At 65.2% G+C, this 15315-nt stretch carries 15 protein-coding genes and 1 pseudogene; 8 read left to right on the top strand and 8 right to left on the bottom strand.

The annotated features are described in order from the left end of the window. Positions 1-25 precede the first annotated feature (25 nt). Genes IM738_RS20515 through IM738_RS20500 form a run of 4 tightly spaced genes read right to left on the bottom strand, consistent with a single transcriptional unit; the run spans position 26 to position 1553 of the window. Positions 26-505, bottom strand: coding sequence for a hypothetical protein (locus IM738_RS20515; protein ID WP_236962883.1), 480 nt, complete (start codon positions 503-505; stop codon positions 26-28). Between the two features lie 48 nt (positions 506-553). Then, positions 554-763: a hypothetical protein gene (locus IM738_RS20510; RefSeq protein WP_236962882.1), complete on the bottom strand. Its 210-nt coding sequence runs from the start codon at positions 761-763 to the stop codon at positions 554-556. Continuing rightward, positions 760-1176 (bottom strand): VOC family protein, encoded by a 417-nt coding sequence (locus IM738_RS20505; RefSeq protein ID WP_236962881.1) that lies wholly within the window; start codon positions 1174-1176, stop codon positions 760-762. The genes IM738_RS20510 and IM738_RS20505 overlap by 4 nt, the downstream gene beginning before the upstream one ends. Positions 1177-1226: 50 nt before the next feature. After that, positions 1227-1553, bottom strand: a complete 327-nt coding sequence (locus tag IM738_RS20500; protein WP_236962880.1) for a hypothetical protein — start codon at positions 1551-1553, stop codon at positions 1227-1229. A 150-nt stretch (positions 1554-1703) separates the two neighbouring features. On the opposite strand from IM738_RS20500, the gene bfr reads away from it, so the two are divergent. The 5 genes and pseudogenes from bfr to IM738_RS20475 form a co-directional block, all read left to right on the top strand. Then, on the top strand, positions 1704-2180 hold the full coding sequence (bfr, locus tag IM738_RS20495) for a bacterioferritin (protein ID WP_236962879.1): 477 nt from the start codon (positions 1704-1706) through the stop codon (positions 2178-2180). Positions 2181-2231: 51 nt separating this feature from the next. Further along, positions 2232-2504: a (2Fe-2S)-binding protein gene (locus IM738_RS20490; protein ID WP_442908451.1), complete on the top strand. Its 273-nt coding sequence runs from the start codon at positions 2232-2234 to the stop codon at positions 2502-2504. Between the two features lie 204 nt (positions 2505-2708). Next, a complete protein-coding gene (locus tag IM738_RS20485; RefSeq protein WP_236962878.1) occupies positions 2709-5012 on the top strand; it encodes an NADP-dependent malic enzyme in 2304 nt (767 codons plus the stop codon). Positions 5013-5221: 209 nt separating this feature from the next. Further along, the gene (locus tag IM738_RS20480) at positions 5222-5656 is read left to right on the top strand and encodes a ribonuclease (protein ID WP_236962877.1); all 435 of its coding nucleotides are present in this window, start codon (positions 5222-5224) and stop codon (positions 5654-5656) included. Between the two features lie 53 nt (positions 5657-5709). Next, a pseudogene (locus tag IM738_RS20475) lies at positions 5710-6105 on the top strand (barstar family protein); the annotation flags it as partial. Positions 6106-6375: 270 nt separating this feature from the next. On the opposite strand, the gene rsmA reads toward IM738_RS20475, so the two are convergent. Genes rsmA through IM738_RS20460 form a run of 3 tightly spaced genes read right to left on the bottom strand, consistent with a single transcriptional unit; the run spans position 6376 to position 11006 of the window. Continuing rightward, positions 6376-7137: a 16S rRNA (adenine(1518)-N(6)/adenine(1519)-N(6))-dimethyltransferase RsmA gene (rsmA, locus tag IM738_RS20470; RefSeq protein ID WP_236962876.1), complete on the bottom strand. Its 762-nt coding sequence runs from the start codon at positions 7135-7137 to the stop codon at positions 6376-6378. A 22-nt stretch (positions 7138-7159) separates the two neighbouring features. Continuing rightward, a complete protein-coding gene (locus tag IM738_RS20465) occupies positions 7160-8527 on the bottom strand; it encodes a peptidylprolyl isomerase (protein ID WP_236962875.1) in 1368 nt (455 codons plus the stop codon). 7 nt (positions 8528-8534) lie between these two features. Then, on the bottom strand, positions 8535-11006 hold the full coding sequence (locus IM738_RS20460) for an LPS-assembly protein LptD (RefSeq protein ID WP_236962874.1): 2472 nt from the start codon (positions 11004-11006) through the stop codon (positions 8535-8537). Between the two features lie 190 nt (positions 11007-11196). Here IM738_RS20460 and IM738_RS20455 point away from each other — a divergent pair, with 190 nt between their 5' ends. Then, positions 11197-12288 (top strand): aminoglycoside phosphotransferase family protein, encoded by a 1092-nt coding sequence (locus IM738_RS20455; protein ID WP_236962873.1) that lies wholly within the window; start codon positions 11197-11199, stop codon positions 12286-12288. A 10-nt stretch (positions 12289-12298) separates the two neighbouring features. Further along, positions 12299-13018: a 16S rRNA (uracil(1498)-N(3))-methyltransferase gene (locus tag IM738_RS20450; RefSeq protein ID WP_236962872.1), complete on the top strand. Its 720-nt coding sequence runs from the start codon at positions 12299-12301 to the stop codon at positions 13016-13018. A gap of 86 nt (positions 13019-13104) precedes the next feature. Here IM738_RS20450 and IM738_RS20445 read toward each other — a convergent pair whose 3' ends face one another. Then, positions 13105-13719, bottom strand: coding sequence for a glutathione S-transferase N-terminal domain-containing protein (locus IM738_RS20445; RefSeq protein WP_236962871.1), 615 nt, complete (start codon positions 13717-13719; stop codon positions 13105-13107). A 114-nt stretch (positions 13720-13833) separates the two neighbouring features. Here IM738_RS20445 and purB point away from each other — a divergent pair, with 114 nt between their 5' ends. Then, positions 13834-15255 (top strand): adenylosuccinate lyase, encoded by a 1422-nt coding sequence (gene purB, locus IM738_RS20440; protein ID WP_236962870.1) that lies wholly within the window; start codon positions 13834-13836, stop codon positions 15253-15255. Positions 15256-15315 lie beyond the last annotated feature (60 nt).

The raw sequence follows: 15315 nt of genomic DNA, 5'->3' as shown, positions 1-15315 counted from the left end.
CGGCGACACGCCACCGGGGTGCGCCTCACGCGCCGTCCTCCAGCGGGTCGCCGTCCAGCAGCATCTGGCCGGCCGGGCGGTGTTGGGGCAGGCCCCAGTCCACGCAGTGCAGCACGTGGCCATTGATGTCGTGGAACGCAAATTCCCAGGCGCCCCAGGGCTGAAGCCGCGGGCCTTCGGCGTCCAGCCGGCTGGCGTGCAGCGGCTGCGTGCCGGCGACATGGGTGCGCACACCGCGCAAGCTGGCGCGGCGCAGGCTGGCGTGCAGCGCGTGGATGTGGGTGACCACCACGCTGTGGTGCCCCGGCGCAAAGCCTGTGTCGCGCGGATCGGCGTGTTCCCAGCGGCCGGGCCGGGCGCCGCAGGCCCAGAGCTGCAGCTGCAAAGGCCCGTGCACCACGACCGCCAGCACACCCGGGATGTGCTGCCGGCACTCGAAGCCCAGCACGCCGGTGTAGTCGGCCACGGCGCGCGGCAGATCGGGGGTGCGCAGGACCAGGCTCATGGACACACCTTCTTGCTGCGGGCTGGCTTGGGATGGCCTGGCACGGTGTCAGCGGCGGGCCGCGCGGCGGCCAGTGGGCTGCTCGGTGGCCTGCCCGCATCCGCAGGCGCAGCCCCCCGCCGCGAACGCCATCCAGCGCTTGCCGGCCCCGAGCCAGGCCGGCGCGGAACCGAGGGCCTTTTCGGCCCGGATCTGCACCAGGCGCTCGCGCACGGTGAGGGTGACCCCATGGGACTCATGGGCGGGGTTCGGTGTCATGGGAGCGGGTCGGGCAGGCGGCCCACCGGCTGGAAACCCGGCGTGTTCTGGCCGATGTGCCAGCACACGCCGGACGGGTCGATGAGCACGAATTCTGTGATGCCCCAGGGCTGCTCCACCACCGGCGTGAGGCGCGCGCCGTAGCGCCCGGCCAGGTCCTGCGCCTCCACGTGCGCACGCCATGCCGCCACGTCCGGCACCAGCACATGCATGACCAGGTTGTCGGCCAGCGCCGGCTCGTGAAAGTCCTGCAGCAGGAAGGCGCAGCCATCGACATTGAAATAGGCGACACCGCCACCTTCGGAGCGCTGGGTGAAACCCAGGTCGGTGAAGAAGCGCTTGGACAGCTCAAAGTCCTTGGCCGGCACGAAGGCCTTGATCTCGATGGCCCGCAGGGCGGGGGCGGTGCTCACGGGGGGACCTTCGCCCTGCGAGCTGGCTTGGGAAGGGCCTGGCGCGGCGCTCATTGCACGTGCTCCGGTGCGGCGTGCCACAGCGGCGAGGGCTGGCGTTCCGACCCCGCCGCGGGCGCGGCCTCTGCGGCCGGCTGCCAGCGCGCGCGCAGATTGACCAGCATGGCCCGCATCGGCGGTGAGACATGGGGGTGCTCGGACAGGAAGAACAGGTTGGACAGCAGCTTGCGGGCCAAGAGGCCGCGGTGCGGGCACTCGGTGGCGGACTGGGCGTAACCCGTCATCAGCGCCAGCGTGCCCGCCGTCAGGGCCTCCACGCTGGGCAAGGTGTGCGCTTCGTCGTCCATTGCGCAGGCTTCGCAGGCGGTGTCGTGCATGGGTTTCTCCGTGAGGTGCAGGGTGGGCTCAGGCCATTGTATGCGAATGATTCGCATTTGAATAGCTGTGCGAATCCACCATGTCAGAGACCCGGAGAATGAGGACAATGGAGCGCTGTCTTCCCCTCCACACACAGAAAAGGACGCTCCATGAAAGGCGACACCCAGGCCATCGGCCACCTGCAGGCCCAGCTCAAGAACGAGCTCACCGCCATCAACCAGTACTTTGTCCACTACCGCATGCTCAAGCACTGGGGCCTGGACAAGCTGGCCAAGAAGGAATACAGCGAATCCATCGGCGAGATGAAACACGCCGACTGGCTGATGGACCGCATCTTCATGCTCGACGGCCTGCCCAACCTGCAGGACCTGGGCAAGCTCAACATCGGCGAGACCGTGCCGGAGATGCTGGGCAGCGACCTCGCGCTGGAGCGCGGCGCGCAGGCCACCATCAAGGACGGCGTGGCGTACTGCGAGTCGGCCCGCGACTTTGTCTCCCGCGACCTGCTGATGAAGATCCTGGACGACACGGAAGAGCACATCGACTTCCTGGAGACCCAGCTGGAACTGATCGAGAAGGTCGGCCTGCCCAACTACCTGCAAAGCCAGATGGGCGAGCCGAGCTGACCTTTCGTCGGCCCAAGACCGCGTGGAGGGTGCGGGTTTGAGTTGAAACGAATGAGATCAATTATCATTCGTGAACTCAATCTCCCGACCACCCGCACCATGATCGTCTGTGTCTGCCGCCGTGTGAACGACAAAACCATCGCCCAGGCCGCGCGCTGCGGCATGAGCTTTGATGACATCCAGATCGACATGGGCGTGGCCACCCAGTGCGGCCAGTGCGAGTCCAGTGCCCGCGCGGTGTGGATGCAGTGCCGCCCGTCCCAGCCGACGGCCCACCTCAGCCGGCAGCAGCCCGCCGAGCTCACGGCCCATACGCCCGCTTGACGATTCACCGCCCTGCCCCCAAGGCCGCCCTCGAGGCGGCCTTTTGCTGTGGAAAACCGAGGTTGCCAGATCGGGATTCCTGTCGAGAATGTCAAAAGCAGACAGACCCAGCTTCAGCAAAACCCTGCGGGGTTTTTCCGGACGCGGATTTAGAATGCGCAACCGTCTTTCACATTACAGAATGACCCGACCGGAGACAACCGCATGAGCAACGACAACGTCCAGGACACCAAACGCGCCGAACTGCGCCGCGCCGCCCTCGAATACCACGAGTTCCCGACCCCCGGCAAAGTGGCGATCGCCGCCACCAAGCAGCTGACCAACCAGCGCGACCTGGCCCTGGCCTACTCACCCGGTGTTGCCGCGCCCTGCGAAGAAATCGTCGCCGACCCCAACAACGCCTTCAAGTACACCAGCCGCGGCAACCTGGTCGCCGTCATCACCAACGGCACCGCCGTGCTCGGACTGGGCGACATCGGCCCGCTGGCCGCCAAGCCGGTGATGGAAGGCAAGGGCGTGCTGTTCAAGAAGTTCTCGGGCATCGACGTCTTCGACATCGAGATCAACGAGAAAGACCCGGACAAGCTGGTCGACATCATCGCGTCGCTGGAGCCCACCTTCGGCGGCATCAACCTCGAAGACATCAAGGCGCCCGACTGCTTCTATGTGGAGCGCAAGCTGCGCGAGCGCATGAAGATCCCGGTCTTCCACGACGACCAGCACGGCACCGCCATCGTGGTGGGCGCGGCCCTGATGAACGGCCTGAAGGTCGTGGGCAAGGACCCGAAACAGATCAAGCTCGTGACCTCGGGCGCCGGCGCTGCGGCACTGGCCTGCCTGGGCCTGCTGGTCAAGCTCGGCATCCCGCGCGAGAACATCTGGGTCACCGACCTGGCGGGTGTGGTGTACGAGGGCCGCACCGAACTGATGGACGAAGACAAGATCGTCTTCGCCCAGAAGACCGACCAGCGCACGCTCTCCGAGGCCATCGCGGGTGCCGACGTGTTCCTAGGTCTCTCGGCCGGCGGTGTGCTCAAGAAAGACATGGTCGCCAAGATGGCGGCCAATCCGCTGATCTTCGCGCTGGCCAACCCCAACCCCGAGATCGCACCCGAAGACGTGAAGGCGGTGCGCGACGACGCCATCATGGCCACCGGCCGCACCGACTACCCGAACCAGGTCAACAACGTCCTGTGCTTCCCGTACATCTTCCGTGGCGCGCTGGACGCCGGCGCCTCGACGATCACCGACGAGATGGAGATCGCGGCGGTGCACGCCATCGCCGAGCTGGCGCAGGCCGAGCAGAGCGAGGTGGTGGCCGCAGCCTACGCGGGCGAGAAGCTGGCCTTCGGCCCCGAGTACCTGATCCCCAAGCCGTTTGATCCGCGCCTGATGATGAAGATCGCGCCGGCCGTGGCGCAGGCAGCCGCCGACAGCGGTGTGGCCCTGCGCCCGATCACCGACATGGAGGCCTACAAGCAGCGCCTGCAGAGCTTCGTGTTCGCCTCGGGCACGATCATGAAGCCGATCTACGCGGCGGCCAAGACGGCGCTGAAGAAGCGCGTGGCCTACGCCGAGGGCGAGGAAGAGCGCGTGCTGCGCGCCTGCCAGATCGTGGTGGACGAGGGCCTGGCCCGCCCCACACTGATCGGACGCCCAGCCATCATCGCCGAGCGCATCGAAAAATTCGGCCTGCGCCTGAAAGAAGACCTCGACTACGACGTCGTCAACGTCGAGCAAGACCACCGCTACCGCGACCTGTGGCAGACCTACCACCAGCTCATGGAGCGCCGTGGCGTCACCGAGCAGTTGGCCAAGATCGAGATGCGCCGCCGCCTGACCCTCATCAGCTCCATGCTGCTGCGCCGCGGCGACGTGGACGGCGTGATCTGCGGCACCTGGGGCAACACCGCGCTGCACCTGGACTACATCGACCAGGTGATCGGCAAACGCGAGGGCGCGAACTGCTACGCGGCCATGAACGCGCTCATGCTGCCGGGCCGCCAGGTGTTCCTGGTCGACACCCACATCAACTACGACCCGACCGCCGTGCAACTCGCGGAAATCACCAAGATGGCGGCACGAAAGATGCTGCGTTTTGGTATCACGCCCAAAGTCGCCCTGCTCTCACACTCCAACTTCGGCTCCAGCAACCAGCCCAGCGCCATCAAGATGCGCGAAACACTCGCCATCCTGCAAACGAATGCACCATGGCTGGAGGTGGACGGCGAAATGCACGGCGATGTGGCACTGGACGCCGATGCACGCCAGACGATCATGCCGCGCTCGACCCTCAAGGGCGACGCCAACCTGCTGGTCTGCCCCAACATCGACGCCGCCAACATCGCCTACAACCTGCTCAAGACGGCCTCCGGCGGGGGCATTGCGATCGGCCCGATGCTGCTGGGCGTGGCCAAGCCCGTGCACATTCTCACGGCCAGCGCCACCGTGAGACGCATCGTCAACATGACGGCACTGACCGTCGCCGAAGCCAACGTGGCCCGATAAGCTCCAGGGAAAAAGCAAGCACTAACTTTTTCACACAAAATCACCCACTTTCCCTGCCTAAATATTCAGCATCGGCTTGCTTTTCTGTAACGCATCAGGCACACTACGCAGCTTGAATTTCAGGGTTAACCCACCCCGAAACGGCTGCTTGGAGTGACTTTGCCGGGCGTTGAAGGTGGGTTGACGGCATCAGAGAAACAGGGAATGTGATGGGGCTCCAACCGATCCTGGCCAAGAAATGGCGCGCCAGTCTGGTGGGTGGACGGGTGCTGACGGGTGCACTGTTGATCACGCTCGGCACTGTCTTGGTGCAGGCCAGAGCCCCATCTTCCTCCCAGTTTCCCGGTTCTTCGGTGGCCTCAGTGGCCCTGTCGGGCTTGCCGTTGCAGGGCCAGGAAGTGATGGAGCAGATCCGTCAAGGCGGACCCTTCCGTTATGAAAAAGACGGAACGGTTTTCGGCAACCGAGAGCGACTGTTGCCCAGCCAGAAGCGAGGATATTACAGAGAGTACACCGTGCCGTCCCCGGGGTTGAGCCATCGGGGAGCAAGGCGAATTGTGTGTGGAGGGCCAAAGCCCCGTGCACCGGATGCGTGTTTTTACACCGAGGACCACTACAGCAGCTTTCGGCTGATCGTGCAGTGACCCCGGGTGAAGCAAATGGATTTTTAACTTTGACCTTTGAAAGAGACGCGGAGATGGACACGCCACTTCGTAACGTACGCACCAACATCGTCCAGTCGATTCGCGCCTATGGCGTGAAAGAACTGCAGGCCGCAGCCGACCAGCTGGGCCACCACTTCCTGTACGCCAACCTGGCCAAAGCCCAGAGCAAGCAGGACGTGCTCGAACTGATCGCGGCCCAGTACACCCTGCCCTCGCACTTCGGCAAAAACTTTGACGCGCTCTACGACTGCATGACCGATCTGGTCCACAAGTCGGGTCCGCAGACCGGTTTCATCGTCGTGCTGGAGCACATCCCGGCGCACGCCAAGTTCGACAAGGAAGCGCGCGAGCAGCTGCTCGACATCTTCCGTGACACGGCCGACTACTGGAGCGACCGCAAGATCCCGTTCCGCTGTTTCTATTCGTTCTCTGTGGCCCGCGCACCCAAGGGGGAAGAGCCGATCGAGGTCGAAAACGAGGAGCCGATGCCGACCGACAAGCTGCTCGATGTGAGCCCCATGGCGCTGCGCATGAGCAGCCCGTTCAACGCCGGGTATTGGCTGGCGGCCGCTTGACAGGCCAACCCCCGCGCCGCGCCTAAGGGCGCGTCCACCACCCACCGGGGGCGGCCCAGCAGTCCGACAAAGTCAAAGCCGCTGCATCGCAGCGGCTTTGTCACTTCTGCGCCTTTTGCTTTGCTACCGCACGGCTTGCGCGAGGGCCACGTACTCGGCCACCGGCACTTCTTCAGCCCGGCGCTGCAAGTCGAAGGGGCCTGCAAATTCGCGCGCGTCCAGCCACTTGCCCAGTGTGTTGCGCAGGATCTTGCGGCGCTGGCTGAAAGCGACTTGCACCAGCTCGCCGTACAGCTTGATGTCGATGGCCGGTGGTTCGGCCAGCGGGACCATGCGCACGATGGCGCTGTCCACGCGCGGCGGCGGGTCAAAGCTCTCAGGCGGCACGAAGAGCACGTTGGTCATCGCATAGCGCCACTGCAACATCACCGAGAGGCGGCTGTAATCGGCCGTCGCGGGCGCTGCCACCATGCGATCGATCACCTCCTTCTGCAGCATGAAATGCTGGTCCTGGACCACATGCACATGGTCCAGCAGGTGAAAAAGGATGGGGGTGGAAATGTTGTACGGCAGGTTGCCGACCACCCGGATCTTTGCGACGCCCATGTTCGCAGCCAATGCAGAGAAGTCCACCTTGAGCACATCGGACTCGATCACACTCAACTGCGGATGCGCACGCAGGCGCACCGCAAGATCACGGTCGAGTTCAATGACGGTGAGTCGACCCAGGCGCTCGACCAGCGGCTGCGTCAGCGCGGCCAGACCCGGGCCGATTTCGACCATGGCATCGTCCGGCAAGGGTGCAATGGCCTCGACGATCCCGTCGATCACGGCGGCATCGGTCAGGAAATGCTGGCCAAACCGCTTGCGCGCAACGTGCTTCATGCGCCGAACCGCAGAAAAATGCTCACAGCTGGGGTGCTTCGCGCTGCTCGACGAAAGCGCGCCCGCGAACGTCCTCGCTCCAGGCCCTCAACGCCTCCTCCGATTTCTGCTCACGTACCAGGTCGCGCGCAAGGTCACGCTGTTCACGCTCGCTGAGCTCGGTCTGACGCCGTTCGTCCAGCCGGATCAGGTGCACACCGAAACGGGACACCACGGGCTGCGACATCTCCCCGGGGCGCAAGGCATTCATGGCTTGCTCGAATTCGGGCACGAACTGACCGGGACTGACCCAGCCCAGGTCACCGCCTTCGCGGGCCGAACCGTCTTGGCTGTGCTGACGGGCAAGGGTTTCAAAATTCGCCTGTCCACTCGCGATCTTCTGCCGGAACTGCGCCAGACGGGCCACGGCATCGGCCTGGTTGAGCTGGGGCCCGGGACGCAGAAGGATGTGACGTGCTCGGCTTTGTGTGACGCTGAAATCGGGCGCCGCCGACTGGCGACGTTCGATCACCTTCAGCACGTGAAATCCGGCGGCGCTGCGCAACGGACCCGCGACCCCGCCGGTGGGCAGCGAACGCGTCGCTTCCACAAAGAGCTCCGGCAACCGTCCGATCGACCGCAAGCCCATCTGACCCCCGCTGGCCGCCTCTGGCGACTCGGAATGCTCGCGGGCCTGCTCCGCAAAGTCCGCCCCCGCACGCAAGCGGTCCGCGACCCCCTGGGCACGGGCCTGCAACTCGCTGACGCGCGCTGCACTGGCCCCTTCGGGCACCTGGATCAACACGTGGCCCAGATTGATCTCCAGGGCCTCCGGGTTGGCGCTTTGGCGCTCCCGGATGAAACTGTCGATGTCGGCTTCGCTCACGCGCACACGCGATTCCACTTCGCGTTCACGCAAACGCTGCAGCAAAACCTGGTTGCGCAACTCGTTGCGCAGGCGGTTGAGGTCCATCCCTTCCGACACCACGCGCCGACGAAAAGCCTCCAGATCCAGCTGGTTCTGCGCCGCGATGGCTTGTTCGGCCTGCAACAGGGTCGCCTCGTCCACGCGCATGCCCAACTCACTGGCCTGTTGCAGCTGCGCACGTTCAACCACCAGTTGCTCAAGGACTTGAGGCAGCAGCTGTTCGCGAGGCGGCAGAGACTGACCTTGTGAGGCCAGTTGTTGCTCCACGCGCAGCAGGCGCTGGCGCACATCGAAATTGGTCACAGGCTCGGAGTTGACCAGCACCACGATGTAGTCCACGGTACCGGTTGCAGGCGCTGCCGCCGTGGCAGGGCGCTGCAGCTGGGCAGACGGACGCAAGGCCTGCGCTTGCGCCAGAGAGAGCACCCCCAGTTGCAGGCCCACAGCCACGACGATGGACAGGCCGCCCCGGCGGCGGCTCATTCGGTGATCAGTCATATTGCTGGAAACGGTTGGGCTGGACGACCTCTTCGCGCAGGTACTGGTACTTAGGCACATTGGCCTGGATGCTCTGCAACGAACTGGCACCCACGCGCGAGAAGCCATTGAACTCCAGCTGGAACAGGATGCGCTGGTCGTTGGTGGTGGAGCTGAGCTGCAAACGCTCCAGCACCACGCGGCCCAGCCAGCATCCGGCGTCATATTCGAAACCTGCAACCAGATCGATCATCTTGCGATCCGGCAGGCTGTAGTTCATGCGGCCCACGCTGTACCACTGGCCGGGACCCAGAGCGCGGCCGGGGATCGCCTCGGGCGACTTGCCCCACAGGCCCGACAACGGCCACTGCCAGCCCAGATCGATCTGTTCGCTGGTGCCCCGCTGGATTCGGTAGGCGGCGCTGAGCACCTTGAACGGCCCCGGCGTGTAGCGACCTCCGATGGTGCTGCGCTTGGATTCGCGGCTCTTGGTGTTGTACTGGATGTTGGTGTCCAGCGACCACAGCGGATCCCATTGCACGCGGGCCGCCACCAGCGTATCGCTCAGGCGTTCGGTGACGGGCGTTCCACCGGGCAGGGTCACGCTCTGGTCCGCGAGCAGGGCACGCTGCGCCACACCCAGACGGATGACTTCAGCACCGGTGCCCATGTCCAGCAGGCGGGAGCTCACGCCCAAGGTCACCGCGCGGGTGTCGCTGATGCGGTCGTTGCCACTGAACGCGTTCTCGGCAAACATGCTCGAGAGGTTGAAGTCGCGCGCACCGGAGTCGTAGTTGGGCAGCTTGCTTTGGTCTCGGAACGGTGTCCAGGTGGCGAAGGCACGTGGCTCCAGGGTCTGGATGTAATCGGTGCCGAAGAAGTTGGCCGGACGCTCGAACACCAGCCCGCTGTCAAGACTGAGTGTGGGCACGCTGCGCGAGGCGGACACGTTGGAACCCGTGGTGTTGTCGTTGCGGTACTGCGCCATGTGCAGGCGCGCGGTGGGCTCCACGTACCAGCCAGGTGCCTGGAAACGGCGGGCCAGATTGGCCACCACCAGCGAGCGGTCGCCACCCGTTTTCTGCTGCGTCGATGACCTCAGTACCGAGCGCTGGAATCGGGTCACGTTGGTGTTCAGCGACAAGTCCCAGCCGGGCGTGCCCAGCAGTGTCTGGTTGACCTGCTGGTAGCTGAAACCCATTGAAGGCAAGCGGTCAAACGGCGGCGTGATCGGAGCGTTCACGTCCTGCAGGGTCTGGTAGCGGTACATGCCGCCACTGACCGTCCACGGCCCCTTGCTCCAGCCCAGCGCCACATCGTTGTACAGCAGGCGCGAGGTCAGCGAGGTGATCGTGCGCGGGAAGTCGCGCCAGTAGTTGTCGTCGCTCACCTTGTTGAGGTTCACGCGCAGCCCCAGGGCGCTGCCGCCACCCAGCGACGGGATCAGCGACTGGCCATGCTGAAAGGAATAGGCCCAGCGGTCCATGTCGCGCAACTGGTCCGACGGCATGTAAGAAGCGCGCAGGCGTCCCGTGTAGCGCGGCTGCAGGTAACGGAACTCGCCCGAGAGGTCCAGCCCCCGTTTGGTCATCACCGTCGGCGTGACCGTGGCGTCGTAGTTGGGCGCGATGTTGAAGTAGTAGGGCGTCGACAGCTCAACACCACTCTGCGTGCTCACGCTGATGCTGGGCGGCAGCGCGCCCGTCTTGCGTTGGTCCGAGAGCGGGAAACTGAGAATGGGCGCCGCGAGAATCGGCACACCCATGAACTCGATCACGCCCGACTTGGCGATGCCGACGTCCTCGGCCTTATCGAGTTCGATGCTCGAAGCGCGCACGAGCCAGTCGGGCATCCAGGCCACGCCCGGCTGGCGCGGACAAGTGGAGTAGCGGCCGTCGTGCACCAGCATCTTGTCTTCGCCCAGAAAGTCGATGCGACGTGCATCACCTTTGGCCTCGTTCTTCAGCAGCGAGTAATCGGGCTGATTGAAATAGCCTTCGTAGGTGTTGACGTTGATCTGCAGGTCGGGACCGGTCACGCGGTCGCCGTTGCGGTTGAGCAGCACGTTGCCGGTGGCCTTGGTGTCGCCGGTGCGCTTGTCGTGTTCGACGCGATCCGCCTTGATCACGGTGTCGTGCCGGCGAAGCTCGGCGCCGCCTTCGAACACCGAGACGCCGTCCATCTCGCCTTCGATGTTTTCACCCCAGCCAAAGACTGGCAGGTCCTTGCGGACTTCGTTGGGCACCTGTTGCAGCAGTGAGGTGCCTTGCTTGAGCTTGATGCCGGGTGCATCCGCCATGGCGGCAGCGTCGGCCTGAGCCCAGACCGGCACACAGCCGGCCCCCAGCGCCAGCACCGCCATGGCACCCTGAACGGCACGCGACAGGGACGTGGGCTCAAAGGACGCGCGTCGCGTGACCCGAATGCGGTGGGCACCGCGCAGCGTGCGCGAAGAGATGTTCGGTAGGGAGGAAGCAGGTTTCAAGGCGGTGTATGGCAAAACGGCCGTCTCTCAATGCTGGTGACACACAGCCCGACCGCACGGTAACGGAGGAGCCACAGACTGCGCGCGGAGGAATACCGCCGACAGTGGATTTGTAGAATCTCCGGTCATTATCCTATGCCTGTCATCCGGCACGCCACCTCGCATCCGCGCGCACCAACCACCCCGCTTCATGACACCATCCTCACCCGCCGTCGCCTGGACCGATCCGCAGCGCGAGGCCGCTTTCAACGCCTGGCTGGGGGGCATCGCGAGTGCCCAGGGGCTGATGCCCGCATCCCTGCGACCGGCCTCGGCCGACGCCAGTTTTCGGCGCTACCTGCGTGTGGACGCGGTGGGCGGCGGCAGCCGCATCGTCATGGACGCGCCCCCGGACAAAGAAAATTGTCAGCCCTTCGTGCACGTGGCCGGCCTGATGCAGGACGCCGGCCTGCTGGTGCCGAAAATTCTGGACTGGGACGAACCCCAGGGTTTCATGCTGCTGCAGGACCTGGGCACGCAGACCATGATGGAGCAGATCCAGCCCGAGAGCTCCGCGGCCAACCACGCGCGCTACCTGCAGGCGCTGGACACGCTGCTGGCCTGGCAGCTGGCTTCCAGGCCTGGCGTGCTGCCGGCCTACGATGAGCCCTTGCTGCGCCGTGAGCTGCAACTCTTCCCCGACTGGTACCTGGTGCAACACCGCCAGACCGCGCTGCAAGGCAAGGACGCCGAGACGCTGAGCAAAGCCTTCGACAGCATCGTGAAACGCACCCTCGCAGCGCCCAGCGTCTACGTGCACCGCGACTTCATGCCTCGCAACCTGATGATCCCCACCCAGCCCGGCAGCTCTCCGGCCCAGCAGCTCGGCGTGCTCGATTTCCAGGACGCGGTCTACGGCCCCATCACCTACGACATCGCCAGCCTGATGCGCGACGCCTTCCTGACCTGGGAAGAGGATTTCGTCATCGACATCACCATCCGCTACTGGGAAAAGGCCCGCAAGGCCGGGCTGATGGACTTTGAGGACTGGCACAGCGACTTCGGTGCCTTCTACCGTGCGGTGGAATGGATGGGCCTGCAGCGGCACCTGAAGGTGGCCGGCATCTTCGCGCGGCTGACGCTGCGCGACGGCAAACCCAGATACCTGGCCGACGCGCCGCGCTTCATCGACTACATCCGCCACACCACGCACCGCTACCGCGAGCTGGGTCCGTTTCTGCAACTGATCGACAAAGTCGAAGGCTTCGAGGCCGCTTCGGGCTACGCCTTCGGTCGGGTCTGAGTGCGAACGCATGGCGCGCTTTCACTGCCCCGTCCCGCTGACCGTTGGCGCCGAACTGGAGTTGCCCGCTGCGGCGGCGCGACATGTGCAGGTGCTGCGCCTGCAGCCCGGCGGCGTGATCACGCTGTTCAACGGCGAGGGTGGCGAACACAGCGCCACCATCCTGCGCATGGGCCGCGCTGATGTGGCCGTGCATGTGGACAGCCACCAGCCGCTGGAACGCGAAACCCGCCGCCGAGTGCACCTGGCGCTCGGCATGCCCGCCAACGACCGCATGGACTGGCTGGTGGAGAAAGCCGCCGAGCTTGGCGTGGCCAGCGTGCAGCCGCTGCACACCGCGCACAGCGTGCTGCGCCTCTCAGGCGAACGTGCAACGAAGAAGCAGGGCCACTGGCAACAGGTGGCTGTGGCAGCGTGTGAGCAATGCGGCGGCAACCGCGTGCCTGAGGTGCTGCCGGTGAGCGATCTCGCTGCGTGGATCGGTCGCTCCCACGGTGTCGCCTCCCTGCGCTGCGTGTTGTCCCTCGCCGAAGGTTCAAAACCCCTTGCCGAGGTGCTGGCGGGCGTGCCCGCCGACGTGTCGGTGTGTTTTCTCAGTGGTCCTGAAGGTGGACTGTCACCCAGCGAAGATGCCCAGGCAAGGGCTGCGGGGTTCCTGCCGGTGACGCTGGGGCCGCGTGTGCTTCGTGCTGAAACCGCCGCCTTGCTCGCGCTGGCCTTGTCGGTCTAACCGAGGGCACCGCCCGACCGGTTCTGCCAGGCCGCCAGAGTGTGGTGGCGAGCCCTCTGCTCAGGCGTGGGGCGTGGCGCTGGAGGTCAATCCGGCCTGGTGTCCGCAAAGCTCTGGCGCAGCGCCAGCTTGTCGCTGAGCTTGACCAGGTTGGGGTGTGCGGTGCGCCAGTCGATGTCCGGGAAGCGGAAGTCGAGGTAACCCAGGGCGCAGCCCACCGCGATGTCGGACAGGCTCAGGTGAATGCCCGAACAGAAAGGCTTGTCGCCCAGGCCCTGTCCCATGGCTTTCAGGGCGGCATCGATCTTGGCCATCTGGCGGTCGATCCAGGCCTGCGAGCGCTGCTCGGCGCTGCGCCCGGCCCAGGTCGATTCGAGCCGCGCCAGGATGGCCGCGTCGAGCACCCCGTCGGCCAGCGCTTCCCAGGTCTTGACCTCGGCGCGCTCGCGGCCCTGCACCGGGATCAGTTTGCCCACCGGCGACAGCGTGTCGAGGTATTCCACGATCACGCGCGAGTCGAACACCGCTTCGCCGCCCTCCATCACCAGACAGGGCACCTTGCCGAGCGGGTTGGAAGTGGCGATCTTGGTGTCTGCCGACCACACGTCTTCCGGCAGGAACTGGTAGTCCAGCTTCTTCTCGGCCATGACGATGCGCACTTTGCGCACGTAAGGGCTGGTGATGGCGCCGATGAGTTTCATGGGTTGCGTGTGAGTGGGGGTCCCTGGGCCGGCCATTTTAGCCAGCCGTCGCTTGGCTTGCGCTGACAGGCCCGAAGTGGCGGGCGCGCCCGACCCGCCTTCTACAATCCGGGGATGCGCCCCAACACCCCCGCCCCCGCCGCTTCGCCCACCCCAGGCACCCTGTCCCCCATTTCCGCCCTGTCGCCGCTGGACGGCCGCTACGCCGGCCGACTGGCGCCGCTGCGCCCGTTCATGAGCGAGCAGGGCTACATGCACCGCCGCTTGCAGGTGGAAATCGCCTGGTTCATCGCCTTGTCCGACGCCGGTTTCGATGAATTCAAGCCACTCTCGCCCGGCGCCCGCACCTACCTGATGGGCCTGGTGAAGAACTTCAGCGAAGCCGACGGGCTGGCGATCAAGGACATCGAAAAGGTCACCAACCACGACGTGAAGGCCGTGGAGTACTGGATCAAATCGAAATTTGACGCCCGGCCCGAGCTGGAGAAAGCCGCCGAGTTCGTGCACTTCGCCTGCACCAGCGAAGACATCAACAACACCAGCCATGCCCTGCAACTCAAGGGCGGTCGCGACGCGGTGCTGCTGCCCGCGCTGGACGCCGTGATCGCCAAGCTGCGCGACATGGCGCACAGCCATGCGGATGTGCCCATGCTCAGCCGCACCCACGGCCAGACCGCCAGCCCCACCACCGTGGGCAAGGAGATCGCCAACGTGGTGGTGCGCCTGACCGCCGCGCGCGAGAAGATCGCCAGCGTCAAGCTCATGGGCAAGATGAACGGCGCCGTGGGCAACTACAACGCCCACCTCTCGGCCTGGCCCGATTTCGACTGGGAAGCCTTCAGCCGCAAGGTGATTGAATCGCCCGAACCGCTGGGCCTGGGCCTGACCTTCCAGCCCTATTCCATCCAGATCGAGCCGCACGACTACATGGCCGAGCTGTTCGACGCCGTGGCTCGCACCAACACCATCCTGATCGACCTGGCGCGCGACATCTGGGGCTATGTGAGCGTGGGCTATTTCAAGCAGCGCCTGAAGGCGGGCGAGATCGGTTCCTCGACCATGCCGCACAAGGTCAACCCGATCGACTTTGAAAACGCCGAAGGCAACCTGGGCCTGGCCAACGCGTTGCTCAGGCACCTGTCCGAAAAGCTGCCGATCAGCCGCTGGCAGCGCGACCTGACAGACTCCACAGTGCTGCGCAACATGGGTGTTGCGCTGGGCTACGCGGTGCTGGCCTACCACTCGATGGGCGTCGGCTTGGGCAAGCTGGAGCTGAACGAAGAAGCGCTGGCCGCCGATCTGGACGCGTCGTGGGAAGTGCTGGCCGAGCCGATCCAGACCGTGATGCGCCGGTTCGGCGTGGCAGGTGCCTACGAAAAGCTGAAGGAAGTCACGCGCGGCAAGACCGTGACGGCCGAGGCGCTGCACGCGCTGATCCACAGCCTGGAGATTCCCCAGGCGGAGAAAGACCGCTTGCTGGCGCTCACTCCAGGCAGCTACACCGGCAAAGCCGCCGAGCTGGCACGCCGCACCTGAGTTCGCGCAGCTCAACCAGCAGCCGGCCCTTTGCGGCCGGCTTTTTTTGCTCGTTTTTGT

It is taken from the genome of Hydrogenophaga sp. SL48 (assembly GCF_021729865.1).
GTDB lineage: Bacteria > Pseudomonadota > Gammaproteobacteria > Burkholderiales > Burkholderiaceae_C > Hydrogenophaga.
This window is presented reverse-complemented; position numbering and strand designations above follow the sequence as displayed.

Excerpts from the sequence above, each read along its gene's own strand:
- IM738_RS20515 (WP_236962883.1), bottom strand. The coding sequence starts at position 505 with ATGAGCCTGGTCCTGCGCACCCCCGATCTGCCGCGCGCCGTGGCCGAC.
- IM738_RS20510 (WP_236962882.1), bottom strand. The coding sequence starts at position 763 with ATGACACCGAACCCCGCCCATGAGTCCCATGGGGTCACCCTCACCGTG.
- IM738_RS20500 (WP_236962880.1), bottom strand. The coding sequence starts at position 1,553 with ATGCACGACACCGCCTGCGAAGCCTGCGCAATGGACGACGAAGCGCAC.
- bfr (WP_236962879.1), top strand. The coding sequence starts at position 1,704 with ATGAAAGGCGACACCCAGGCCATCGGCCACCTGCAGGCCCAGCTCAAG.
- IM738_RS20490 (WP_442908451.1), top strand. The coding sequence starts at position 2,232 with ATGAGATCAATTATCATTCGTGAACTCAATCTCCCGACCACCCGCACC.
- IM738_RS20485 (WP_236962878.1), top strand. The coding sequence starts at position 2,709 with ATGAGCAACGACAACGTCCAGGACACCAAACGCGCCGAACTGCGCCGC.
- IM738_RS20480 (WP_236962877.1), top strand. The coding sequence starts at position 5,222 with ATGGGGCTCCAACCGATCCTGGCCAAGAAATGGCGCGCCAGTCTGGTG.
- rsmA (WP_236962876.1), bottom strand. The coding sequence starts at position 7,137 with ATGAAGCACGTTGCGCGCAAGCGGTTTGGCCAGCATTTCCTGACCGAT.
- IM738_RS20465 (WP_236962875.1), bottom strand. The coding sequence starts at position 8,527 with ATGAGCCGCCGCCGGGGCGGCCTGTCCATCGTCGTGGCTGTGGGCCTG.
- IM738_RS20455 (WP_236962873.1), top strand. The coding sequence starts at position 11,197 with ATGACACCATCCTCACCCGCCGTCGCCTGGACCGATCCGCAGCGCGAG.
- IM738_RS20450 (WP_236962872.1), top strand. The coding sequence starts at position 12,299 with ATGGCGCGCTTTCACTGCCCCGTCCCGCTGACCGTTGGCGCCGAACTG.
- IM738_RS20445 (WP_236962871.1), bottom strand. The coding sequence starts at position 13,719 with ATGAAACTCATCGGCGCCATCACCAGCCCTTACGTGCGCAAAGTGCGC.
- purB (WP_236962870.1), top strand. The coding sequence starts at position 13,834 with ATGCGCCCCAACACCCCCGCCCCCGCCGCTTCGCCCACCCCAGGCACC.